Genomic DNA, 23,460 nt, shown 5'->3' with positions numbered 1-23,460 from the left:
AATGGAAACAGAACAATTCCAGTTAGTGAGTGCGCCAGGCGGCGCGCCGATAAAAATGTGGACCTGCGGTGTGCCGGTCGATGCAAAAGCGCAGGAGCAACTGCTTAATACCGCAAAAATGCCCTTTATTTTTAAGCATCTGGCGGTGATGCCTGATGTGCATCTCGGAAAAGGCTCGACTATTGGCAGCGTTATTCCTACTAAAGGCGCAATTATCCCGGCCGCAGTTGGCGTGGACATCGGCTGCGGCATGATTGCCGTGCGCACGTCGCTAACGGCAGGCGATCTGCCCGACCACCTTAGCGGCCTGCGCAGCGCCATTGAGTCGGTGGTGCCGCACGGGCGGACAAATATGCGCTCCCGGCGCGATAAGGGCGCTTGGCATACGCCGCCTGAAATCGTAGACGGACACTGGTCTGTGCTGGCACCGCGTTTTAAGCAACTGACGGATAAATACCCGCAACTGCAGAAAACTAATCACTATTTACATCTGGGGACGCTCGGCACCGGGAACCACTTCATTGAAGTTTGCCTGGATGAGCAACAGCAGGTCTGGGTCATGCTGCACAGCGGATCGCGGGGCGTAGGGAATGCCATCGGCAACCTGTTTATTACGCTGGCGCAGAAAGATATGCAGCAACATATTGCCAACCTGCCGGACTGCAATCTGGCCTATTTCCGCGAGGGTAGCCGGCACTATGATGATTATATTGAAGCGGTTGAGTGGGCTCAGGACTTTGCCCGCCACAACCGTGAGGTCATGATGTCCAGGGTGCTGGCAGCGCTGTCCCTTATAGTGGCAAAACCGTTTACCACGCATCAGGAGGCGGTTAACTGCCACCACAACTATGTACAAAAAGAGACGCACTTTGGCGAGGAGGTACTTATCACCCGCAAAGGCGCGGTTTCAGCGCAGAAAGGGCAGATGGGGATCATTCCCGGCTCAATGGGCGCGAAAAGTTTTATCGTGCGCGGGCTGGGAAATGCTGAGAGCTTCTGCTCCTGCAGCCACGGCGCCGGCAGAACAATGAGCCGTACCGCGGCAAAAAAACAGTTTACCGTTGCGGATCAGATCAGGTCTACGGCGCACGTTGAATGCCGCAAAGACGCAGAGGTGATAGACGAGATCCCGATGGCCTATAAAGATATCGATGCCGTGATGGCGGCACAGTTATCGCTGGTGGAGATTGTACATACGCTACGGCAGGTAGTGTGCGTGAAAGGATAATAAATGATGACCTTAAACAGCGTTGATACCGCGATGCGCGAGCGCGTGCTGCGGCAGCTCGGAGATATCGAACAGCAACACGATGTGCGCATTCTTTACGCCTGCGAGTCCGGCAGCAGGGGCTGGGGGTTCGCTTCACCGGATAGCGACTACGATGTCCGCTTTATCTATGTGCATGCCCCCGAATGGTACCTGAGGGTGGAACCGCAGCGCGACGTTATTGAACTGCCGATCGACGACGAGCTGGATGTCTCCGGCTGGGAGTGGCGCAAGGCGCTGGGACTGCTGAAGGGGGCAAACCCCACGCTCATCGAATGGCTGCGATCGCCCATTGTCTATCGTCAGGACGATGAGGTCGTAGGGCAGTTACGCCAGCAGGTGCCGCTGTGGTTCTCTCCCTTGCGTGCTCGCTGGCATTACTACTCAATGGCGCGAAAAAACTTTCGCGGCTATCTGCAGGGCAGCGAAGTGCGTCTGAAAAAGTATTTCTACGTGCTGCGTCCGCTGCTGGCAGTGCGCTGGGTCGAGGAGGGAAAAGGTATTCCACCTATGCGTTTCGCCGATCTGCTGGCGGGAAGTGAGCTGGATGCAGCGCTGCGCGAGGAGATCTCTCTGCTGCTTGAGAAAAAGCAGCGCGCCGGGGAGGCGCATTACGGTGCGCGAATGCCGGAGCTGCACGCTTTTATCCAGCAGGAACTGGTGCGGGGGGAGACACCGTCGACGCTACCGGACAGCCGCAAAGGTGACATCCGAGCGCTGGACTGGCTATTGATGAACACCGTTCTGCAAAATAAAAAGGCCCGGTAGCGTAGCTCCGGGCCGTCTTCACTAAATATTATTCAAACAAATTATGATGCAGCTTCTGCACCACCTGCTCGGCGTCGCCGCCGGGCACCAGGAAGCAGAGGTTGTGGCTGGATGCGCCGTAGCAGATCATGCGGATATTAAACGGATCCAGCACGCCGAACACCTCTTTACCGACGCCGCGGGCGTTGACCAGATTGTTGCCAATCAGCGCCACCAGGGCCAGGTCCTGCTCAACTTCCACCAGGCACAGGGACGACAGCTCGGTGAGCAGCGCCTGGGTCAGCAGCGTGTCGGCGGTGGAGGTGGAGCCGGTGGTGTCCAGCGTCAGGGCGACGCTCACTTCCGAGGTGGTGATCAGGTCAACCGAGATGCTGTGGCGCGCCAGAATGCCGAACACCTCCGCCAGAAAGCCGCGCGAATGCAACATGTTGAGACTGTGCAGGGTCAGCAGCGTCTGCTTGCGGCGCAGGGCCAGGGCGCGGAACAGCGGCGGCTGCTCGGTTTTATTGCACACCAGCGTCCCGCCCGCTTTCGGCTCTTTGCTGGAGCCGACGAACACCGGAATGTCGCTGCGCACGGCGGGCAGCAGGGTAGCCGGATGCAGTACCTTGGCGCCGAAGGTCGCCATCTCGGCGGCTTCTTCAAAGGCGATAACGTCGATGCGGCGGGCGGCGGGCACAATGCGCGGATCGGTGGTGTAGATACCGGGCACGTCGGTCCAGATATCGACCCGCCCGGCGTGCAGGGCCTCACCCAGCAGGGCGGCGGTATAGTCGCTGCCGCCGCGGCCCAGCGTCGTGGTGCGGCCTTTATCTTCGCTGCCGATAAAGCCCTGGGTGATCACCAGGCTCTCTGCCAGGCGCGGCGCCAGCTGCTGGGTGGCAAGCTCCGCCAGCGCGGGAACGTCCGGTTCGGCGCGGCCAAACTGGTGGTTGGTGCGCATTACTTTACGCACATCGAACCACTGCGCTTCCACGCGGCGCTCGCGCAGGATCTCGACAAACAGCAGGGTGGACATCAGCTCCCCGTGGCTGACCAGCTCGTCGGTCAGCGCCGCAGACGTCGCCAGCGAGGCCGCTTCGGCAAGGGTGGTAATATTATCCAGCAGGCGCTCCACCTCTTCGCGGATCACCAGCGGGTTCTGCATCCGCTCCAGAATATCGAACTGAATCTTGCGCAGGGCATCGAGCTTCACAAAGCGCTCGGTGGCCTCCAGGCCTTCAGAGAGTGCCACCAGCAGGTTGGTGACGCCCGCAGACGCAGAGAGCACCACCAGGCGCACGGCGCTGTCGGCCAGCACCACGTCGGCGCTGCGGTTCATGGCGTCATAATCGGCCACGCTGGTGCCGCCAAATTTGGCCACGACGAATGAGGAGAGAGCAGTAGTCATTAGTGTAAAACCTCGTGTCAAGTATTCAGCCATGGCACAAGGGAAGAGCGAAAAACAGGGTGGGCGCAGAGCAGTTAACAACTACGAATTCACCCAGAAGTGCTCCACCTTGCGAAACGCCCGACTGGGAACGTTTCTGGTGACAGCCCAGGGGATTCAGCCCCTGTAGCCGGTGATTAACGCGCCAGGACGTTTAATCACCTCGGCGTTGCTCCCCCTCAGGTGCTTTCGTCGAACCGGCTTCTCAAACACCGTACCTGGGCAACGCGCCTCTTCTGGCCTGCGTAAGTGCAGGTTGTACATAATAAATACGGGTTAATACGGTGTGCTGTCAATGTTGCGGTTATGCGGATTTTTCATGCAGAGATAAGACGAAGTAATGGCGCTTATAACAACTATACTTTGCGGGGCATTTTACGAATAACGGTGTATCGCCCTGGCAATGATATAAAAATCATCACAATCCCGATCTCAGGCGCTACAATCGACCAAGGTCACAAATCTCACACCAGAAAGAGTATTGTTATGAAAAACATCAACCCAACGCAGACCGCCGCCTGGCAGGCGCTACAGAAACATTACGATGAAATGAAGGACGTGACGATCGCCGAGCTGTTCGCTAAAGATGGCGACCGCTTCGCGAAGTTTTCCGCCACCTTTGATGACCTGATGCTGGTGGATTTCTCTAAAAACCGCATCACCGAAGAGACGCTGAGCAAGCTGCAGGACCTGGCAAAAGAGACCGACCTGACCAGCGCCATCAAATCGATGTTCGCCGGCGAGAAGATCAACCGCACGGAAGATCGCGCCGTCCTGCACGTTGCCCTGCGTAACCGCAGCAACACCCCGATCCTGGTCGACGGCAAAGACGTGATGCCGGAAGTGAACGCGGTGCTGGAGAAGATGAAAAAATTCTCCGAGGCGATTATCTCCGGCGAGTGGAAGGGCTATACCGGCAAGCCGATCACTGACGTGGTCAACATCGGCATCGGCGGCTCCGACCTCGGCCCGTTCATGGTGACCGAGGCGCTGCGCCCGTATAAAAACCACCTCAACATGCACTTCGTGTCCAACGTTGACGGCACCCACATTGCGGAAGTGCTGAAGAAGACCAGCCCGGAAACCACGCTGTTCCTGGTCGCCTCCAAAACCTTCACCACCCAGGAGACCATGACCAACGCCCACAGCGCCCGCGACTGGTTCCTGAAAACCGCCGGTGATGAAAAGCACGTGGCTAAACACTTTGCCGCGCTCTCCACCAACGGCAAGGCCGTAGGCGAGTTCGGGATTGATACCGCCAATATGTTCGAGTTCTGGGACTGGGTCGGCGGCCGCTACTCCCTGTGGTCGGCGATTGGCCTGTCGATCATTCTTTCCGTCGGCTTCGACAACTTCGTTGAGCTGCTCTCCGGCGCGCACGCCATGGACAAGCACTTCTCCACCACGCCTGCGGAGAAAAACCTGCCGGTACTGCTGGCGCTAATCGGCATCTGGTACAACAACTTCTTCGGCACCGAGACCGAAGCTATCCTGCCGTACGACCAGTACATGCACCGCTTTGCCGCCTATTTCCAGCAGGGCAACATGGAGTCCAACGGCAAGTACGTGGACCGCAACGGCAACAAAGTGGATCACCAGACCGGGCCTATCATCTGGGGCGAGCCGGGCACCAACGGCCAGCATGCCTTCTACCAGCTGATCCACCAGGGCACCAAAATCGTACCGTGCGACTTTATCGCCCCGGCCATCAGCCACAACCCGCTCTCTGACCACCATCAGAAACTGCTGTCTAACTTCTTCGCCCAGACCGAGGCGCTGGCCTTCGGCAAGTCCCGCGAAGTGGTTGAGCAGGAGTATCGCGATCAGGGTAAAGATCCGGCCACCCTCGACTACGTGGTGCCGTTCAAGGTGTTCGAAGGCAACCGCCCGACCAACTCCATCCTGCTGCGCGAAATCACCCCGTTCAGCCTCGGCGCGCTGATTGCCCTGTATGAGCACAAAATCTTCACCCAGGGCGCGATTCTTAACATCTTCACCTTCGACCAGTGGGGCGTTGAGCTGGGCAAACAGCTCGCCAGCCGCATTCTGCCGGAGCTGGAAGATGGCAAGGAAATTGAAAGCCACGACAGCTCGACTAACGGCCTGATTAACCGTTACAAAGCCTGGCGCGCGTAATCGCCTAATACAGTAAGCCCTTCCCGGTGAGAAGGGCTTTTTGTCTTCTCGCCCTCAAATCCTCATCCCCAGCACCTGCAGCACGCTAACCTGCGTAGCGGAGGCAAAGGTCGTGTCTCTGAGGTGCGTCATACCCAGGCGTTCGTAAAACCGCCTGGCGCGCGGATTTTCAGCCAGCACTTCCAGCCAGAGGTAGCGTTCGCCGTGCGCTTTTGCCTGGCGGATCACCTCATTCATCATTGCCTCTCCGCATCCTGCCCCGGTTGCGCCCGGCATCAGGTAAAGTTTGTGCAGCAGGGTTCCCGTTACGCCGCCCGGCTCAGCGCTACGCTGAAAGCTGAACTTCGCGAAGCCGGCGTCAGCGCTGTCGCGCGTGGCGATCAGCCAGCGGCTGGCGTCGTGCGTCATAGTTCTGGCGATGGACTCCGGCGCGTACTCTTTCTCGACAAAAGCCGCAAGTTCCTGCGGGCTGTGCCAGAGGTGGGCAAAGTGGTGCGGATAGCTGATTTTCCCCATCGCGCTGAGCCGCGGGGCATCTTCTTCGGTCGCGAGCCGTATCTGTAGCATCGCTCTCCTCCCGGGATAAACGGACAATAAAAACATCACAAAAGATAAGTAAAAAATGTAGATCTGCGTCACATTTCTGCGCTATACAACACTCCATGTTAACAATGGAGCTGACGTCATGAATTCCCTGCCACGACCGCTGGTCGAGCTTATCTCAACGCTTCTGCAGATTGTGCTTAACCTTGGGCTGCTGTGCCTGGCCGTAATCCTGGTCGTGTTTCTCGGTAAGGAGACGCTGCACCTCGCCGACGTCCTGTTTGCGCCGGAAAAGACCAGCAAGTTTGAGCTGGTCGAGGGGCTGGTGGTCTACTTTCTCTACTTCGAGTTTATCGCCCTGATCGTGAAGTATTTCCAGTCGGGATTTCACTTCCCGCTGCGCTATTTCGTCTATATCGGCATCACCGCCATTGTGCGGCTGATTATCGTCGATCACCAGTCGCCCGTTGACGTGCTGATGTATTCCGGATCGATTCTGCTGCTGGTGGTGACGCTGTGGATCTGTAACTCGAAGCGGCTGCGGCGGGAGTAGCGAAACTGCAGGGGCAGTGCGCCCCTGCGGTGAGGTTATTATTTCTTCGGAATGATCAGCGTCTGGCCGGGATAGATCTTATCCGGATGGCTGAGCATCGGCTTGTTGGCTTCAAAAATCTTATTGTAGGCGTTGGCATCACCGTACTGCGACTTTGCAATAGCGCTCAGCGTATCGCCGGACTTCACGGTGTAGTAGGTGCTCTCTGCGCCGCCGTCGGTGGCTTTCATATTGTTGACCACCTCGGCGATGCCGGAGACGTTACCCACCGCCACCATCATTTTTTCCTTCGCCTCCTGGCTCAGGCCGTCACCTGACACTTCGGCTTTACCGTTCTCATCCACCTTCACATCGACCTTATCGGCCCCCGGCAGATTCAGCTTTTGCAGGTGCGACTTCAGCGTCTGGCCCAGGCTTTCGGGGCTTTTATCGCTTACCGCGTCCAACAGTTTCTCACCCGCGTCTTTCACAAAACTAAAGAGACTCATCCTAACCTCCTGAAGTTGATGCTGAGGAACAATTGTTCCGGACCTCTTGAGGTTAGGTAAAATAGTCGGGTGGGGCAATGAGGAAAGGACTGAAATCTCTTCGGACAGGCCTCATCATGCCGGTGAGGCTGTTCGGAGCGGGTCAGGCGCGTAATAGCACGCAATCAATCTTTACCACAATTTTGCGGATCGCCGCAGGCGCGCCTGTGGCGCACATCGGGCGATGCAGCTCCTGCGGGAAGATGATGGCAAGCGATCCCGGCGCCAGGTGGATCAGCGTTTCGCCGCTGATACCGGTGCAGAAGCCCAGATCGAAAGCATCGTTGAACGGCTCGCTCTGATGCAGCGGCTGGCCCTGAGGCGCCGCGCCGATGATCTCTTCTCCGGCGAGGACAATGTGGATATCAAGGTACTGGCGGTGAAACTCCGGCCGCTGCTCCTGATGCGGGCGCGTCTGCCCCTCGTTGACGGAAAAGAAGACCGTATCGCCCTGCAGCGGATATTTACCGGCAGGCAGCGTGTCCGGCTTCATGTCAATGATGGCCTGCAGGGTGCGGCGAATTACGGGCGGATAGAGCGGGTTGGCGGCACCCGCAGATAACGTATCAATAATCATGCTGGCTCCCTCCGGGCAGCGGCGTATTGGAGCAGGTCGAGGCTTGTGGTCACGATGGCCTCCACCGGCGGTGTAATATCGACGGCGATGACGTCCGTTTCATCCTCTGCGGGCGTCTCCAGCGCGGCGAACTGGCTCTTCAGCAGCGCTTCCGGCATAAAGTGCCCCTTGCGGCGCTGCATCCTGTCCAGCACGCAGGCGTAGTCGCCTTTGAGCCACAGAAAGCGGACGTTGGGATTGCCCTCGCGCAACCGGTCGCGGTAGCGCCGCTTGAGCGACGAGCAAACCAGCACGCCCAACTCATTTTTCTGCTCAAGGCTAAAGATCACATCGGCAAGCCGCTCCAGCCACGGGGCGCGATCGTCGTCGTTCAACGCTTCTCCGGCGCCCATTTTGCGGATGTTATTTCGCGGGTGAAGGTCATCGCCATCGATAAATTTCGCCCGCATTGCGCCGGCAAGGGCCAGTCCCACGGTGGATTTACCGGTGCCGGAAACGCCCATTAAAATAATGCACTGTCCTGCCATTTTGCGCTCCTTACACCGCCGCCAGCATGCCGCCGTCAACAAACAGTAGATGGCCGTTAACGAAATCAGAGGCTTTGGATGAAAGGAACACCGCGGCGCCCACCAGCTCCTGCGGATCGCCCCAGCGCGCAGCCGGCGTCCGCTTACACAGCCAGTCGGTAAAGGCTTTATCGTCCACCAGCGTTTGGGTCATTGCGGTTTTAAAGTAGCCCGGTGCGATGCCGTTGACCTGAATATTGTGGCGCGCCAGCTCAACGCACATGCCGCGGGTGAGCATTTTTACCGCGCCTTTAGCGGCGGCGTAGGGCGTAATGGTGTCGCGGCCAAGCTCGCTCTGCATCGAGCCAATATTGACGATTTTGCCTTTTTTGCGCGTCACCATGCGTCTGGCGACCGCCTGGGATACCAGGAATACGGCCGTCTGATTGACGGCGATCACCGCATTCCACTCCGCCACCGGAAATTCGGTAAAAGGATGACGCCGCTGAATGCCGGCATTATTAAATAAGACATCGATCGCCCCGATATTGATTTCGATATCGTTAATCGCCTGCTCGACGGCGTCGCTGTCCGTGACATCAAATATTGCGGTCCAGACCGTCGCGCCTTCATCGCGTAATTTCATCGCGGCCTGTCCGGCGCGCTCTGCCGAAACGTCGTTAATCACGATTTCCGCGCCATATTTCGCCAGCCCCTGAGCCAGAATAAAGCCAATACCCTGACCGGCGCCGGTGATTAATATACGCTGACCCTGCAAGTCAAAAAGATTCGTCATGGTGCTTTCCTGAAACGGTAATGTATTACCTATCTCACGGTTTTTAGGGGCGATGAACTGTGATGCAGATCACCAGAATCCATGTTACAAAAAGGGGTTACTTTTAGTGTGATGCTGGCGGCAATCGGGCAGGTTACTGCCGTCCCCGGCGCACTGACATGCGTTCTCTTTTGCTGACGCAGAGGGCATAATGTCCGACTCAGACTGGCGTCCGGCGGGGGTTAATAGTGAAAGCACACCGCATTACCTTAAGTGATATCGCTACCCTGGCTGGCGTAACAAAGATGACGGTCAGCCGCTATCTGCGCACGCCGGAGCAGGTCCGGCCCGATACCGCCGAGCGTATCGCCAGCGTTATTGCCGAAGTGGGCTACCGGCCCGATCCCGATAATGCGGCGGTATTTGCCAGCGGCCAGCCGCGCATCGGCGTATTGATCCCCTCCTTTCATAATCAAATTTTTGCCGACGTGCTGGCGGGCATTGAGTCCGTGACGTCCGCCAACGGCTACCGGACGCTGGTGGTGAATTATGATTACGATAGCCAGCGGGAAGAGGAGCAAATCGCGGCCGTGCTTGCCTTTAAGATCAAAGGTCTGCTGCTCACCGAGTCGGTCCACAGCCTGCGGGCGGAAAAATTCCTTAAAGCGGCAAAAATCCCGATTGCGGAAATTATGGGCCTGTCGGACACGCCGGACAGGATCAACGTCGGCTTTGACAATGATAAGGCCGGCTTTGATATGACCACTATGCTGCTGGCCAGCGGCAAAAAGCGCATCATCTACTTTGGCTCAATGTCAGATATCCGCGATGAACAGCGCTATGCCGGCTACTGCCGGGCGATGGCGGAGCAGGGGATGCCCGTCGGGCGCATCTCGCCGAATAAAGTCTCGTCGATTTCAATCGGCGCGGGCATGATGACCCTCGCGCGGCAGATGTATGCCGATATGGACGGCATCCTCTGCACCAACGACGATCTGGCCGTTGGCGTTCTGCAGGAGTGCCTGGCGCGCGGTATCAGCGTCCCGTCGCAAATGGCCATTGCCGGCTTTCACGGCCTGGAGATCGGCCAGGTGACGACGCCCAGACTGGCGAGCGTGCTGACGCCCCGCTATGAGATGGGAAAAGTGGCTACGGAGATTATCATAAAGAAAATCAACGGATTGCCGACCATCGAACACGTCGATCTTCACTACCGTCTTTCAATGGGCGAAACTATTTAGCCCGCGATTATTCTGCGCCGATCACGAAGCCTGTAACACGTTTTTTTAACACGATTCAGTGTGATGCAGGTCGCAAAACGAACTGCCCAAAACCCGTTTGATAAGACGTAAATAACGTTCTTACATGCTCAAACGGATCTCCCTATGACTAATGACACCCAGGCTGTACTCCTGATTGCTCCCGTGGTTGACGACCTCATAACGCGCCTCTCTGCGGCGTATACCGTCTACCGGCTCTACGACCAGCAGGAGGATCCGGACGACTTTTTACAGCGCGTCGGCGACCGGGTGCAGGTCGTGGTGACGCGCGGCGATATCGGCGTCACCCGTGCCGTACTGGACGCGCTTCCCCGTGTCGGACTCATCGCCATCTTCGGTGTCGGCACCGACGCCGTGGATCTGCCGTATGCCCGTTCCCGCGACATTGCGGTGACCATTACCTCCGGCGTTCTGACCCAGGGCGTAGCGGACCTGGCGATGGGCCTGCTGCTGGCGGGCGCGCGGCAGCTGTGCCTCGGCGACCGCTTTGTGCGCGAGGGGCGCTGGTTAAACTCGACGCTGCCGCTGGCGACCCAGGTCAGCGGCAAGCGCATCGGCATTCTCGGTATGGGCAACATTGGGCAGGCGATTGCCCGGCGCGCCAGCGGCTTTGATATGCAGATCCTCTATCACGACCGCAATCCAAATCCGCAGCTGGACTATCAGTGGTGCAGCAGCCTGCACGCCCTTGCCCGCGAAAGCGACTTTCTGGTTATCGCCGCCTCAGGCAGCGCGGAAAACCGCAGGCTGATAAATGCGAATGTCTTTGAGGTCATGCCGGCGCACGCCTGGCTGATTAATATCGCCCGCGGATCGCTGATTGATGAGGCCGCGCTTATTCAGGCGCTGCAGAATAAGACCATTGCCGGCGCGGCGCTTGACGTCTACGAAGATGAACCGAATGTCCCAGCGGCATTAATGGCGCTCGACAACGTCGTACTTCAGCCGCACGTCGCCAGCGCCACCCGCGAAACGCGGCAGAATATGAGCAATGTGGTGTTTGCCAACGTTGAGGCTTATTTTTCCCGGCGTCCCTTACCTAACCAAATTATCTGATTAGCTGCGTCGTTTCTGTCTTATTGCACAGAGGAAACAGGATGAATACTAAAATACCCGGCACCCGCTGGTGGCGCATTATTGCCCCGGTGCTGATTGCCTGCATTATTTCCTTTATGGACAGGGTGAATATTAGCTTCGCCCTCCCCGGCGGTATGGAGTCCGATCTGGGGATTACCAGCCAGATGGCGGGCGTCGCCAGCGGCATTTTCTTTATCGGCTACCTTTTTCTGCAAATTCCCGGTGGGCGCATTGCGGTTAACGGCAGCGGCAAGCGCTTTATTGCCTGGTCGCTGGTGGCGTGGGCGGTGGTTTCGGTGGCAACCGGCTTCGTCACCCACGAATATCAGCTGCTGGCGCTGCGCTTTATTCTCGGCGTCGCCGAGGGCGGCATGCTGCCGGTGGTGCTGACCATGGTCAGCAACTGGTTTCCTGAGAAGGAGATTGGCCGCGCCAACGCTTTTGTGATGATGTTCGCTCCGCTGGGCGGGATGCTGACGGCGCCGGTATCGGGCGCCATCATCGCCGCCTTTGACTGGCGCTGGCTGTTTATTATCGAGGGGCTGCTTTCGTTTGTGGTGCTCTTTATCTGGTGGTTTTTGATAAGTGACAGGCCGGAAGAGGCGCACTGGCTGCCGGCGAGCGAGCGCGAGTATCTGGTGACGACGCTTAATCAGGAGCGTGAGGCGCGGCTGAGAGAGAACCCGCCGGTCGCCAGCGCCTCCATCAAAGAGGTCTTCCGCAACTCCGGCCTGCTGAAGCTTATCGTCCTTAACTTCTTTTATCAGACCGGCGACTACGGCTACACGCTGTGGCTGCCGACGATCCTTAAAAACCTGACCGGGGCCAATATGGCGGGCGTCGGCGCACTGGCTATCCTGCCCTTTGTCGCGACCCTCGCCGGGATCTACGTCATCTCCCTGCTCAGCGATCGCACCGGCAGGCGGCGGGCGATGGTGCGGCTTTCGCTCTACTGCTTCGCCGGATGTCTGCTGGCCTCGGTTCTGCTTAAGGAGCACATTGTCGCCGCCTACATTGCGCTGGTGATGTGCGGCTTCTTCCTCAAAGCGGCGACCAGCCCGTTCTGGTCGATGCCGGGCCGCATCGCCTCGCCGGAAGTGGCGGGCAGTGCGCGCGGCGCTATCAATGGCCTGGGCAACCTGGGTGGCTTCTGCGGGCCTTACCTGGTCGGCGTGATGATCTACTTTTACGGGCAGAATGTGGCGATCTGCGCCCTGGCGGGCTCGCTGATTATCGCCGGGACAATCACCTTCTTCCTGCCGGCGAAGTGCGATCTGGTGTCTGCGGATAAAACCGCAAAAGCGGGAAAGCCGGCATCGGCAGCGCTTAAAAGCGGGAGGGGCCTGTGAATACTGAACGGCAGCTCGCCGTCTGCCGGGAGCATCAGGCCATGTTGCGCTTCCCCGCATTCGGCGCCGCGCAGGCCTGGGCGCTCGGCCAGTCCTTGTATCACAATGCGGCCGGACGCGACTTTGCGCTGGCCATTGAGATCCGCGTCAATCACCTTTGCCTGTTCAGCGCCCTGATGCCCGGCGCCTGCGCCGAAAATCAGGACTGGGTTCGCCGCAAGCGTAACCTGGTTGATTTTCTCGGTATCAGTTCGTGGGCCGCCGGGCTGATGCTGCAGGAGCGGCAGACCACGCTTGCGGAGCGCTACGGCCTGGACAGCCGCGATTATGCCGCCTTTGGCGGCGGCTATCCGCTTTACCTGACTGATGGGACAATGGCGGGCAGCGTCACGGTATCCGGCGCGCCCCAGCGCGACGATCACTGCCTGGTGATTGCCACTCTGGGCGAGATGCTGGGGATCGCGATACCCGAATAGCGTTTGCTGCGGGCGCGGCGTCTTCAGGAGGCGCCGCTCTCTGAAACCGCCGCCGCAATCACCAGCGCCCAGCGCTCACCCTCCAGCACCTCGCGTCCGCTCTTACTCAGTCCGGCGTCGGTAATCAGCATATCGAACTGCGTCAGCGGCAGCGCCAGATGGGTCGCTATCTTGTTGTACTTCGAGCTGTCGCTCAGCAGCACCCGCTTGCTGCTGACGCCGCTTGCCGCCTGCTTGACCGGCACCTTCTCCTCATCCGGAGTAAACAGCCCGCGCGGCCCCCAGCAGGAGGCGGAGATAAAGGCGATATCGATCGCCAGCTGGCGCAGGCTGCGGGCGGCGGATTCGCCGACGGTGGAGCAGTTCTCCCGGCAGACGGTGCCGCCGATGTGGATCAGGCGGCAGCGGCTGCTCTCCATCAGCAGGCCGGCGATCGCGAAGTCGTTGGTGACCACCAGCAGATCGTCGCGCTCCAGCAGCTCGCGGGCCAGCGCCAGCGTCGTGGTCCCGGCGTCGAGATAGATACAGCTGTTGCGCGGGATGTAACGGGCGGCGCAGCGGCCAATCGCCGTTTTTTCCTCGCTGTACATGCCGGTTTTCGCCAGATGCGTCGGCTCTGCCGCCAGGCGGTCTGTCGATCGCACGCCGCCGGACACCGACAGCAGGGCCCCTTGCTCCTCAAGCTTCTGCACGTCGCGGCGAATGGTCATGTGCGAGACGCCCAGGCGCTCGGTCAGCTCGCTGATGCTGATGACGCCGCGCTCCGCCACCAGGGCTAAAATTTTTTGATGTCGCTCGGTTGGGATCATAGCCGCTCTCTTTATCATTTTTTCACATTGTAGATCATCGGCCTGCCGCCTACAGCACGCTTTTTGCCGCCGGTGGGAGCCGCCAGCATGTGAATATCTGTTATTTTCGACTGTGATAAGTTAATTTTTGTGATTATCAGCACGTTTATCTGCCCGCCATTGCGGCAAAGTTAACCTATCGGAACAAATTATCACTTAAATTAACACTGGAGGTCTGCCGTGTCAGCACCCGTTAACAACGTTGGCATTATTGGATTAGGCTCTATGGGCATGGGCGCCGCGCAGTCCTGCATTCGCGCCGGGCTGAACACCTGGGGGGCGGATCTGAATCCCCAGGCGCTGGAAACCCTTCGCAAGGCGGGGGCGCGCGATGCGCAGCCCTCCGCCGCCGCGTTCGCCGGCGAGCTGGAGGCGGTTGTACTGCTGGTGGTTAACGCCGCCCAGGTCAACGCGATCCTGTTCGGCGAAGAGGGGCTGGCGGCGCGGCTGAGGCCCGGCACGGCGGTGATGGTCTCCTCCACCATTTCCGCGCAGGACGCGCAGGCCATCGCGCAGCGGCTCGCGGAGCATCAGCTGCTGATGCTGGATGCCCCGGTCTCCGGCGGCGCGGCGAAAGCGGCCCTCGGCGAGATGACGGTGATGGCCGCCGGCAGCGATGACGCCTTCGCCCGCCTGCAGCCGGTGCTGGATGCCGTCGCGGCGAAGGTCTATCGCGTCGGCGATAAAATCGGCCTCGGGGCGACGGTGAAAATTATTCACCAGCTGCTGGCGGGTGTACACATCGCCGCCGGCGCGGAGGCGATGGCGCTGGCCGTCCGGGCGGGCATTCCGCTGGAGACCATGTATGACGTGGTGACCAATGCCGCCGGCAATTCGTGGATGTTCGAAAACCGCATGCGCCACGTGGTGGACGGCGACTACTCGCCGAAATCGGCGGTCGATATCTTCGTTAAAGATCTCAATCTGGTGGCCGAAACGGCGAAGTCGCTGCACTTCCCGCTGCCCCTGGCCTCCACCGCGCTGAACATGTTCACCGAAGCCAGCAACGCCGGATACGGCCGCGAGGACGACAGCGCGGTGATCAAAATTTTCAGCGGTATCACGCTGCCCGGCGGGGAGAAATAGCCATGCGCTTAGGGGTCATCGCCGACGATTTTACCGGCGCCACGGACATCGCCAGCTTCCTGGTGCAGAACGGGCTGTCCACCATTCAGTTCAGCGGCGTCCCGACGCAGAGCGGCCCGCTCAGCGCGCAGGCCATCGTCATCAGCCTCAAGTCGCGCTCCTGCCCGCCGGCGCAGGCCGTTGCGCAGTCGCTGGCGGCGCTGGAGTGGCTGCAGCAGCAGGGCTGCGACCGCTTTTACTTCAAGTACTGTTCTACTTTCGACAGCACCGCGCAGGGCAACATCGGTCCGGTGACCGACGCGCTGCTGGCGGCGCTGGGCGAAACGCAGACCGTTATCTCTCCGGCGCTGCCGGTCAACGGCCGCACTGTCTACCGCGGCTACCTGTTCGTCGGCGACCAGCTGCTGGCAGAGTCGGGTATGCGCCACCATCCGGTGACGCCGATGACCGACAGCAGCCTGGTGCGGCTGATGGAGCGCCAGGCGCAGGGCAGGGCGGCTGTGATAGACGCCGCAGAGCTGGACAAGGGCGCGGCGGTGGTCGCTGCCCGGCTGGACGACCTGCGCGCGCAGGGCATTCGCTACGCGGTCCTCGATGCGCTCCACGAGCGGCACCTGCTGACCCAGGGCGAAGCGCTGAAGCAAATGCGGCTGGTGACCGGCGGATCGGGGCTGGCGCTCGGCATCGCCCGGGCGTGGGCCCCGGCGCGGCAGGGGAACGATGCACAGCAGGCAGGCTGGCCGCAGGGAGAGCGGGCGGTGGTGCTCTCCGGCTCCTGCTCGCCGATGACCAACCGGCAGGTGGCGGCCTACCGCCAGCAGGCCCCGGCGCAGGAGGTGAACGTAGAGCGCTGCATCGCCGATGCCGCAGGCTATGCCGCCGCCCTCTGCGACTGGGTTGAGGCAAACGCGGCGTCGCCCCTGGCGCCGCTGCTCTACGCCACCGCCGATCCGCAGCAGCTGCAGGCCATCCAGCGGCAGTACGGCGCGGCCCGCAGCAGCGAGGCGGTAGAGCAGCTGTTTGCCGCCGTCGCCCGCGCGCTGAAAAACCGCGGCTGGCAGCGCTTTATTGTGGCGGGCGGCGAAACCTCCGGCGTGGTGGCGCAGGCCCTGGGCGTCACGGCGTTCCATATCGGTCCGGCCATCTCGCCCGGCGTGCCCTGGGTGCGCGACATTCACCAGCCGCTGTCGCTGGCCCTCAAGTCCGGTAACTTCGGCGATGAGCAGTTCTTCGCCCGCGCCCAGCAGGAGTTTTTGCCATGAGTGAACAGCGGGCAAGGGAGGAGATGGTCAGGCTCGGCGCCTCTTTCTTTCAGCGCGGCTACGCCACCGGCTCGGCGGGCAATCTCTCGGTCCTGCTGGCGGACGGCACCCTGCTGGCGACGCCCACCGGCTCCTGCCTGGGCGAGCTGGCGCCGGAGCGGCTGTCGAAAGTGACCCTCAGCGGCGAGTGGCTCAGCGGCGATAAGCCGTCGAAAGAGATCGCCTTTCACCGGGAGCTGTACCTGAATAACCCGCAGTGCCGGGCCGTCGTACACCTGCACTGCCACTATCTGACGGCGCTCTCCTCCCTGGAGGGCCTGGACACGCAGAACTGCATCCGGCCCTTTACGCCCTACGTGGTGATGCGGGTCGGCGACGTGCCGGTGGTGCCCTATTACAAACCCGGCGATATCCGGCTGGCGCAGGAGCTGGCCCGCCGGGCGGGCGGGCATCGCGCGTTTTTGCTGGCTAACCACGGCCCGGTGGTGACGGGAACGTCCCTGCGCCAGGCCGCCGATAATCTTGAAGAACTGGAAGAGACCGCGCGTCTGATGTTCACGCTCGGCGACCGCGCCATTCGCTATCTGACCGACGGCGAAGTGGCTGAACTGAGGGACTACTAATGCCAAAATTCGCAGCAAACTTATCGACCCAATTTAACGAATACGCTTTCCCTGATCGCTTCGGCGCGGCGGCAAAGGCGGGCTTTCGCGCCGTGGAGTTTCTGTTTCCCTATGACTACCCGGCGGAGGTCATCAAAGCTGAACTGGATAAGCATCAGCTAAAGCTGGTGCTGTTCAATACCGCGCCGGGCGACGTGCAGGCGGGGGAGTGGGGGCTGTCCGCCGTGCCGGGATGCGAGGCGCAGGCCCGGGCCGACATCGACCAGGCGCTGGAGTACGCCCTGGCCCTCAACTGCCCGCAGGTGCACGTCATGGCGGGCGTCGTGCCGCCGGGCGCGGACCGCGGGGCGTATGAAGCCGCGCTGATCGGCAACCTGCGCTATGCCGCAGAGCGCTTTGCGCCGCACGGCATTAACCTGCTGCTGGAGGCGCTCAATCCGCTCACTAAGCCCAACTATCTCTACGCCAGCCAGTACCAGACCCTGGAGATGGTGGCGCGCATCGACCGGCCCAACGTCTTCACCCAGCTCGATCTGTTCCACGCCCAGCGGGTGGACGGCAACCTGAGCCACCTGATCCGCGAGTATGCGGGCCGCTACCGCCACATCCAGATTGCCTCGGTGCCGGACAGGCGCGAGCCGGACGAGGGCGAAATCAGCTACCCGTACCTGTTTAACCTGCTGGATGAGGTGGGCTACGATGGCTGGATCGGCTGCGAATATATTCCGCGCGGCCGCACCGACGCCGGGCTCGGCTGGATAGCGCCGTACCTTAATTAATCCTGTGTCGTGACGTCTGCCGCCGCGCTCCCCGCGCGGCGGCAGACCGCGTGCACCCTGAAAACGCCAGTCTGTACCCTATTATTCTAATTAAATCAGGTGATTACTATGTCAACCGCCCTGCTGTTAGCCATTGCCGTCGCCAGCATTCTGATCCTGCTGCTGCTGGTGATCAAAGCCAAAGTCCATCCTTTCGTGGCCCTGCTGGTGGTCAGTCTGCTGGTGGCCATCGCCACCGGCATTCCCGCCGATAAAATTATGGAGACCATCTTCAGCGGCATGGGCAACCTGCTGGGACATATCACGATCATCATCGTGCTGGGCGCGATGCTTGGAGCAGTGATTGAGGCCTCCGGCGGCGCCGAGTCGCTGGCGCAGCACTTCAGCCGCCGACTGGGGATGAAGCGCACCGTCGCCGCCCTGACTATCGCCGCCTTTATCCTCGGCATTCCTGTCTTTTTTGAGGTGGGCTTTATCATCGTCATTCCGCTGATCTACGGCTTCAGCAAGGTGGCGCAGGTATCGCCCCTCAAGTTCGGCCTGCCGATGGCCGGGGTGATGCTGACGGTGCACGTGGCGCTGCCGACCCATCCCGGCGCGGCGGCGGCGGCGGGCATTCTGCACAGCGATATGGGTTGGCTAATGATGCTGGGTATTCTGGTGTCGATTCCGGTGGGCGCGGTGGGCTACTACGTGGCGAAGGCGATGAACCGACGCCGGTACCACCTCTCCGTTGAGGTGCTGGAGCAGCTGCAGCTGGCGGAACCCGCCGACGCGGAAGGTAAAGCGGCGCCGAAGGTGGCGCCGCCGGGGGCAATGACTATCGCCGGGCTTATCGTGGTGCCGATTGTCCTGATCGTGCTGGGCACCCTCGCGCACTCGATGCTGACGGAGGGCAGCGCGCTGCGGGCTACCATGATGGTGCTCGGCAACCCGCCGGTTGCCCTGCTGATCGCCCTCGCGCTGGCGGCCTGGCTGCTGGGCGTGCGCCGCGGCTGGAGCAAGGAGAAGCTTGAGGATCTGACCGGCCACGCCATTCCCGGCTCCGCCAGCGTCATCCTGGTGGCGGGGGCGGGCGGCGCTTTCGGCAAGGTGCTGGTGGAGTCCGGCGTCGGCAGAGCGCTGGCCCTGACGCTGGAGACGCTGCACCTGCCGCTGATCCCGGCGGCCTTTATCCTGTCGCTGGCCCTGCGCGCCTCGCAGGGGTCGGCCACCGTCGCCATTCTCACCACCAGCGGCCTGCTGAGCCAGGCGGTAGGCGACGTCACCGACATGCAGCGGGTGCTGGTGACCCTGGCGGCCTGCTTCGGCGGCCTCGGCCTCTCCCACGTCAACGACGCCGGTTTCTGGGTGGTGACCCGCTACCTCGGCCTGTCGGTCTCCGACGGCCTGAAGACCTGGACGGTGCTAACTACCCTGATGGGCCTCAGCGGCTTCGCCATCATCTGGCTGCTGTGGGCCGTGCTGTAGATCAAAAAAAGTAGCGATGGCTTGCGCGATCGCTACAAAGAACTTCCAGGATCAAATGTTGAGGATAACAGTGGCAATAATGATGATGAAATTTAGCCCTTCACGCCGCCCGCCGTCAGGCCGTTGACCAGCCAGCGCTGGGCCAGCAGGAAGACGACGGTGATCGGGATCGCGGACAGCACCGCCGCCGCCGCAAAGTCGCCCCACAGGTAGTTCTGCGGATTCAGGTACTGCTGCATCCCGACCGCCAGGGTGTAACTGTCGACATCGCGCAGCAGCAGCGAGGCCACCGGCACTTCGGTGATCGCGGCGATGAACGACAGAATAAAGACCACCGCGAGGATCGGTACCGACAGCGGCAGCAGCACCAGGCGGAACGCCTGCCACGGCGTGGCGCCGTCCAGCGCGGCGGCCTCTTCCAGCGAGCCGTCGATGGTTTCGAAGTAGCCCTTAATGGTCCAGACGTGCAGGGCGATGCCGCCGAGGTAGGCGAAGATCACTCCGCCGTGGGTGTTGAGGCCGATAAACGGAATGTACTGGCCCAGGCGGTCGAACAGGGCGTACAGCGCCACCAGCGACAGCACCGCCGGGAACATCTGGAAAATCAGCATTCCCTTCAGCAGCGTCGCCTTGCCGGGAAACTTCATCCGGGCGAAGGCGTAGGCGCAGGTGGTGGAGAGCGCCACGATGCCGACGGCGGTGATCCCGGCGATCTTCACCGAGTTCCACAGCCACAGCAGCACCGGGAACGGCGGCGGCGTCACCCGGCCGTCGGCGTGCTCAACGCTGAAGCCCAGCGCCAGCCGCCAGTGCTCCCAGGAGATGTGTTCCGGGATCAGGCTGCCGGTGGCGAAGTTGCCCTCGCGCAGAGAGATGGCGATGACCATCAGCAGCGGGAACATGATCCCGGCGATAAACAGCAGCAGCAGCAGGTGGGTGATGAACAGCCGCAGCTTCTGGGATTTGGGTTGTACCATAGCCATGATTTTTCTCCCTTAATCAAACTTCATGCGCGTGGCTTTGAGGTTCACAACCGCAAGTGCGCCCACCAGCAGGAAGATCAGCGTGGCAATCGCCGCCGCCAGCCCGAAGTCCTGGCCGCCGCCGCCTTCAAAGGCGATGCGGTAGGTATAGCTCACCAGCAGGTCGGTATAGCCCGCCGGCGTGGTAGTGCCGAGCCGGTCCGGGCCGCCGTTGGTCAGCAGCTGGATCAGCACGAAGTTGTTAAAGTTAAAGGCAAAGCTGGCGATCATCAGTGGCGTCAGGGGCTTGATCAGCAGCGGCAGGGTAATTTTAAAGAAGTTCTGCAGCGGCCCCGCGCCGTCCATCGCCGAGGCTTCGTACAGATCGTCCGGGATCGCTTTCAAAAGCCCCATGCAGAGGATCATCATGTACGGGTAGCCGAGCCAGGTGTTGACGATCACGATCATCGCCCGGGCGGTGGTCGGATCGCTGAACCAGGCCGGCTTGATGCCGAACAGGGCGCTGAGCATCATGTTGATCTCGCCGAAGCTCTGGTTGAACAGCCCTTTGAAGATAAGGATCGAGATAAACGACGGCACGGCGTAGGGCAGGATCAGCAGCACCCGGTAAATCGCCTTGCCCTTCAGGGCTTCCCACTGCACGACGCAGGCCAGCACCATCCCCACGGCGACGGTCAGAATCACCGTCAGCACCGAGAACACCACCGTCCAGACGAAGATGGCGAAGAAGGGCTTCTGGATCCCCTCGTCGGTGAAGACGCGGGTAAAGTTGTCAACGCCGATGCTGACGGTATAGCCGGGGCTCAGCTTCTCGCCCGCCCAACTGCCGTCGCCATTGACCGATTCGTAAAAGCCGATGTGGTTATTGGGGCGATACTTGACGCCGGTCTGGTTATTGGTCAGCTCGCCGTCGTCCGCCAGGGCGTAAAGCGGGCGGGTGCCGGAGAACTGGCGCAGTGAGCTCATGGTCACTTTGCTGTTATCCGGCAGGATCGCCGTCAACTGGCCGAGTGCCTGACGATTCTGGGTTATCACCCGCAGGTTGCCGCGCTCGCCGTCCGGCAGGGCGTCGGCCTGCCTGAGCGGGATCTTTTGTTCACCGCCGAAGGTAAAGGCGTCGGAAACATAATATTTATCGTTATCGCTGAGCGCCAGCCGCCACTGCTCCCCGGCCGGATAGAGGGCAAACTGGTAGGTTTTACCCGCCTGATAGGCGCGCTCCATCAGCACCTGCTGCGCCCGCTCCTGGGTCAGCTGGTTGGTGCTGCTGTAGTTGGTAAAAGCGATGGCGATGGTGCAGATCAGCGGGAAGAGGACAAACAGCCCCATTCCGGCGAGACCCGGGTAGACGTAGCGCCAGGCATAGGTTTTGCGGTTTGCAAAAATGTAGAGGCCAGCCGAGCTTAATATCAGCGTCATGATGGCAAACAGGTACTCCCCCTGGGCGTACATCACGACAACAAGATAGCCGACCAGCAGGCCCAGCAGCCCGATGATGGACCACTTCAGGGCATCGCTCTGCCACCAGTGACTCTTCTTAACGACATCCATGGGGAATCTTCCTCTGTAGCATTTTCCCCCTCACCTTAACCCTCTCCCCGGTGGGGGAGAGGGGCGGGCCGGGGTTGTGTTTCTTCCTCTCCCCTCCGGGGTGAGGGGCAGCCGTTACTTCGTAATACGACCTTCTGCATCCTTCAGCGCCGCATCCACCGTCTGGCGACCGCTGGCGGCGTTAATCACCGCCGTACGCACCGCATACCAGAAGGCGGACATCTGCGGAATGTTCGGCATGATTTCGCCCGCCTTGGCGTTGGCCATGGTGGCGGCGATGCGCGGATCTTTCTCCAGCGCCTCCTGATAGGACTTCAGCGCCACGGCGCCCAGCGGCTTATCTTTGTTCACCGCTTCCAGACCCTGGTCGGTCAGCAGGTAGTTTTCCAGGAACTCCTTCGCCAGCTCTTTGTTCGGGCTGGCGGCGTTGATACCCGCGCTCAGCACGCCGACGAACGGCTTCGAAGCTTTGCCTTTGAAAGTCGGCAGCAGGGTAACGCCGTAGTTGACCTTGCTCTTATCGATGTTCGACCACGCCCACGGGCCGTTGATGGTCATCGCCGTATCGCCCTTGTTGAAGGCCGCTTCGGCGATGGAGTAATCGGTATCGGCGTTCATGTGCTTGTTCTTGATGAGATCCACCAGGAAGCCGAGGCCCGCTTTCGCGCCCGCGCTGTCAACGCCGACGTCCTTAACGTCATACTTGCCGTTTTCAAACTTAAACGCGTAGCCGCCGTCGGCGGCGATCAGCGGCCAGGTGAAGTACGGCTCCTGCAGGTTAAACATCAGCGCGGACTTGCCTTTCGCCTTCAGCGATTTATCCAGCGCCGGGATCTCTTCCCAGGTCTTCGGCGGGTTCGGCACCAGGTCTTTGTTATAGATGAGCGACAGCGCTTCGACGGAGATCGGATAGGCAATCAGTTTGCCGTTATAGCGCACCGCGTCCCAGGTGAAGGGGTAAAGTTTGTCCTGGAAGGCTTTATCGGGAGTGATTTCCGCCAGCAGGCCGGACTGGGCGTAGCCGCCAAAGCGGTCGTGGGCCCAGAAGATGATATCCGGGCCGTCACCGGTGGCCGCCACCTGCGGGTACTTCTCTTCCAGCTTATCCGGGTGCTCAACGGTCACCTTGATGCCGGTATCCTGCTCAAATTTCTTACCGACCTCGGCGAGGCCGTTGTAGCCCTTGTCGCCATTGATCCAGATAACCAGTTTCCCTTCCTCAATTTTGGCGAGGGCAGAGGCGGAAAACATCATCGCGGTCAGGGCGGACAGTGCGAGGATGCGTGCGCCGGTATTCATTTTCATATGTTCCATCCTTTTGGTGGGGTACGCGTAGGCTCTTAATGTCCCTTAGTTTCTTTATATGACATCCTCTTTCCATCCTCCCCGCGCCTACGCCCCCGGCGGTGTTTGTGTGATCTGCATTGCTTAAATCGCCGTTATGCGCGCTGGCGCACATAATCACCGGCTGAATTTTGCAGGCGGCATCACGATTTTTTGCCCTGTCCGCCGGCCGCCGCTTTCGCACCGACCTTCTCATCCTCCCGTCTCCTCCCCCATCAAAAAGCCCGCAGGCGGAGGATTTACGCCCGTAA

At 60.5% G+C, this 23,460-nt stretch carries 23 protein-coding genes and 1 riboswitch; of the genes, 13 read left to right on the top strand and 10 right to left on the bottom strand.

Annotated features, from left to right (window positions below; all coding sequences use genetic code 11):
• Window position 1: 1 nt before the first annotated feature.
• Both ENGE1_RS13905 and ENGE1_RS13900 read left to right on the top strand, forming a co-directional pair.
• A complete protein-coding gene (locus ENGE1_RS13905; RefSeq protein WP_048254022.1) occupies window positions 2–1,228 on the top strand; it encodes an RtcB family protein in 1,227 nt (408 codons plus the stop codon).
• A 6-nt stretch (window positions 1,229–1,234) separates the two neighbouring features.
• Window positions 1,235–2,035, top strand: coding sequence for a nucleotidyltransferase domain-containing protein (locus ENGE1_RS13900; RefSeq protein WP_043086348.1), 801 nt, complete (start codon window positions 1,235–1,237; stop codon window positions 2,033–2,035).
• 28 nt (window positions 2,036–2,063) lie between these two features.
• On the opposite strand, the gene lysC is transcribed toward ENGE1_RS13900, so the two are convergent.
• Window positions 2,064–3,425 (bottom strand): lysine-sensitive aspartokinase 3, encoded by a 1,362-nt coding sequence (gene lysC / locus ENGE1_RS13895; RefSeq protein WP_048254021.1) that lies wholly within the window; start codon window positions 3,423–3,425, stop codon window positions 2,064–2,066.
• Window positions 3,426–3,514: 89 nt separating this feature from the next.
• Window positions 3,515–3,708, bottom strand: a riboswitch (Lysine riboswitch).
• Window positions 3,709–3,950: 242 nt separating this feature from the next.
• On the opposite strand from lysC, the gene pgi reads away from it, so the two are divergent.
• Window positions 3,951–5,600 (top strand): glucose-6-phosphate isomerase, encoded by a 1,650-nt coding sequence (gene pgi / locus ENGE1_RS13890; protein WP_043081641.1) that lies wholly within the window; start codon window positions 3,951–3,953, stop codon window positions 5,598–5,600.
• Between the two features lie 54 nt (window positions 5,601–5,654).
• On the opposite strand, the gene ENGE1_RS13885 is transcribed toward pgi, so the two are convergent.
• The gene (locus tag ENGE1_RS13885) at window positions 5,655–6,167 is read right to left on the bottom strand and encodes a GNAT family N-acetyltransferase (protein ID WP_048254020.1); all 513 of its coding nucleotides are present in this window, start codon (window positions 6,165–6,167) and stop codon (window positions 5,655–5,657) included.
• Between the two features lie 118 nt (window positions 6,168–6,285).
• On the opposite strand from ENGE1_RS13885, the gene psiE reads away from it, so the two are divergent.
• Window positions 6,286–6,696 (top strand): phosphate-starvation-inducible protein PsiE, encoded by a 411-nt coding sequence (gene psiE / locus ENGE1_RS13880; RefSeq protein WP_043081643.1) that lies wholly within the window; start codon window positions 6,286–6,288, stop codon window positions 6,694–6,696.
• A 38-nt stretch (window positions 6,697–6,734) separates the two neighbouring features.
• Here the strand turns inward: psiE and lysM are convergent, their stop codons facing one another.
• The 4 genes from lysM to idnO form a co-directional block, all read right to left on the bottom strand.
• Window positions 6,735–7,184: a peptidoglycan-binding protein LysM gene (gene lysM / locus ENGE1_RS13875; protein ID WP_043081644.1), complete on the bottom strand. Its 450-nt coding sequence runs from the start codon at window positions 7,182–7,184 to the stop codon at window positions 6,735–6,737.
• Window positions 7,185–7,326: 142 nt separating this feature from the next.
• On the bottom strand, window positions 7,327–7,800 hold the full coding sequence (locus ENGE1_RS13870; RefSeq protein ID WP_048254019.1) for a YhcH/YjgK/YiaL family protein: 474 nt from the start codon (window positions 7,798–7,800) through the stop codon (window positions 7,327–7,329).
• On the bottom strand, window positions 7,797–8,327 hold the full coding sequence (locus ENGE1_RS13865; protein ID WP_048254018.1) for a gluconokinase: 531 nt from the start codon (window positions 8,325–8,327) through the stop codon (window positions 7,797–7,799). Before ENGE1_RS13865 ends, ENGE1_RS13870 begins: the two co-directional genes overlap by 4 nt.
• A 10-nt stretch (window positions 8,328–8,337) precedes the next feature.
• Window positions 8,338–9,102, bottom strand: coding sequence for a gluconate 5-dehydrogenase (gene idnO, locus ENGE1_RS13860; RefSeq protein WP_048254017.1), 765 nt, complete (start codon window positions 9,100–9,102; stop codon window positions 8,338–8,340).
• A gap of 227 nt (window positions 9,103–9,329) precedes the next feature.
• Between idnO and ENGE1_RS13855 the strand changes: the two genes are divergently transcribed.
• The 4 genes from ENGE1_RS13855 to ENGE1_RS13840 all read left to right on the top strand — a co-directional run bounded on the left by ENGE1_RS13855 (window position 9,330) and on the right by ENGE1_RS13840 (window position 13,263).
• Window positions 9,330–10,322, top strand: a complete 993-nt coding sequence (locus tag ENGE1_RS13855; RefSeq protein WP_048254016.1) for a LacI family DNA-binding transcriptional regulator — start codon at window positions 9,330–9,332, stop codon at window positions 10,320–10,322.
• A gap of 144 nt (window positions 10,323–10,466) precedes the next feature.
• On the top strand, window positions 10,467–11,417 hold the full coding sequence (locus ENGE1_RS13850) for a 2-hydroxyacid dehydrogenase (RefSeq protein WP_048254015.1): 951 nt from the start codon (window positions 10,467–10,469) through the stop codon (window positions 11,415–11,417).
• Between the two features lie 41 nt (window positions 11,418–11,458).
• Complete coding sequence (locus ENGE1_RS13845; protein WP_048254014.1) at window positions 11,459–12,787, top strand: MFS transporter; 1,329 nt, start codon at window positions 11,459–11,461, stop codon at window positions 12,785–12,787.
• Window positions 12,784–13,263 (top strand): heme-degrading domain-containing protein, encoded by a 480-nt coding sequence (locus tag ENGE1_RS13840; RefSeq protein ID WP_048254013.1) that lies wholly within the window; start codon window positions 12,784–12,786, stop codon window positions 13,261–13,263. Before ENGE1_RS13845 ends, ENGE1_RS13840 begins: the two co-directional genes overlap by 4 nt.
• Window positions 13,264–13,286: 23 nt before the next feature.
• On the opposite strand, the gene ENGE1_RS13835 is transcribed toward ENGE1_RS13840, so the two are convergent.
• Window positions 13,287–14,072 carry a DeoR/GlpR family DNA-binding transcription regulator gene (locus tag ENGE1_RS13835; RefSeq protein WP_048254012.1) on the bottom strand — a complete coding sequence of 262 codons (786 nt, stop codon included), beginning with the start codon at window positions 14,070–14,072 and terminating at the stop codon, window positions 13,287–13,289.
• Window positions 14,073–14,336: 264 nt separating this feature from the next.
• Between ENGE1_RS13835 and ltnD the strand changes: the two genes are divergently transcribed.
• The 5 genes from ltnD (at window position 14,337) to ENGE1_RS13810 (ending at window position 19,331) form a co-directional block, all read left to right on the top strand.
• Entirely contained in the window at window positions 14,337–15,197 is an 861-nt protein-coding gene (gene ltnD, locus ENGE1_RS13830) for an L-threonate dehydrogenase (protein ID WP_048254011.1), read from the top strand.
• A 2-nt stretch (window positions 15,198–15,199) separates the two neighbouring features.
• Window positions 15,200–16,459 carry a 3-oxo-tetronate kinase gene (gene otnK, locus ENGE1_RS13825; RefSeq protein ID WP_048254010.1) on the top strand — a complete coding sequence of 420 codons (1,260 nt, stop codon included), beginning with the start codon at window positions 15,200–15,202 and terminating at the stop codon, window positions 16,457–16,459.
• Window positions 16,456–17,082: a 3-oxo-tetronate 4-phosphate decarboxylase gene (otnC, locus tag ENGE1_RS13820; protein ID WP_048254009.1), complete on the top strand. Its 627-nt coding sequence runs from the start codon at window positions 16,456–16,458 to the stop codon at window positions 17,080–17,082. Before otnK ends, otnC begins: the two co-directional genes overlap by 4 nt.
• Window positions 17,082–17,861: a 2-oxo-tetronate isomerase gene (gene otnI, locus ENGE1_RS13815; protein WP_048254008.1), complete on the top strand. Its 780-nt coding sequence runs from the start codon at window positions 17,082–17,084 to the stop codon at window positions 17,859–17,861. The genes otnC and otnI overlap by 1 nt, the downstream gene beginning before the upstream one ends.
• Window positions 17,862–17,969: 108 nt before the next feature.
• The gene (locus tag ENGE1_RS13810) at window positions 17,970–19,331 is read left to right on the top strand and encodes a GntP family transporter (RefSeq protein WP_048254007.1); all 1,362 of its coding nucleotides are present in this window, start codon (window positions 17,970–17,972) and stop codon (window positions 19,329–19,331) included.
• Between the two features lie 92 nt (window positions 19,332–19,423).
• Here ENGE1_RS13810 and malG read toward each other — a convergent pair whose 3' ends face one another.
• From malG to malE, 3 genes are all read right to left on the bottom strand, one after another.
• Window positions 19,424–20,314, bottom strand: coding sequence for a maltose ABC transporter permease MalG (malG, locus tag ENGE1_RS13805; RefSeq protein WP_043081656.1), 891 nt, complete (start codon window positions 20,312–20,314; stop codon window positions 19,424–19,426).
• A 12-nt stretch (window positions 20,315–20,326) separates the two neighbouring features.
• A complete protein-coding gene (gene malF / locus ENGE1_RS13800) occupies window positions 20,327–21,865 on the bottom strand; it encodes a maltose ABC transporter permease MalF (protein WP_043081657.1) in 1,539 nt (512 codons plus the stop codon).
• Window positions 21,866–21,979: 114 nt separating this feature from the next.
• Entirely contained in the window at window positions 21,980–23,170 is a 1,191-nt protein-coding gene (gene malE / locus ENGE1_RS13795; protein ID WP_048254006.1) for a maltose/maltodextrin ABC transporter substrate-binding protein MalE, read from the bottom strand.
• Window positions 23,171–23,460: the final 290 nt, after the last annotated feature.

Origin of the sequence: Pluralibacter gergoviae ATCC 33028 = NBRC 105706 (assembly GCF_001598855.1) — a bacterium.
Lineage (GTDB): Bacteria > Pseudomonadota > Gammaproteobacteria > Enterobacterales > Enterobacteriaceae > Pluralibacter > Pluralibacter gergoviae.
Note: the sequence above shows the minus strand (reverse complement) of the source record. Positions and strands in the feature narration are given on the sequence as shown.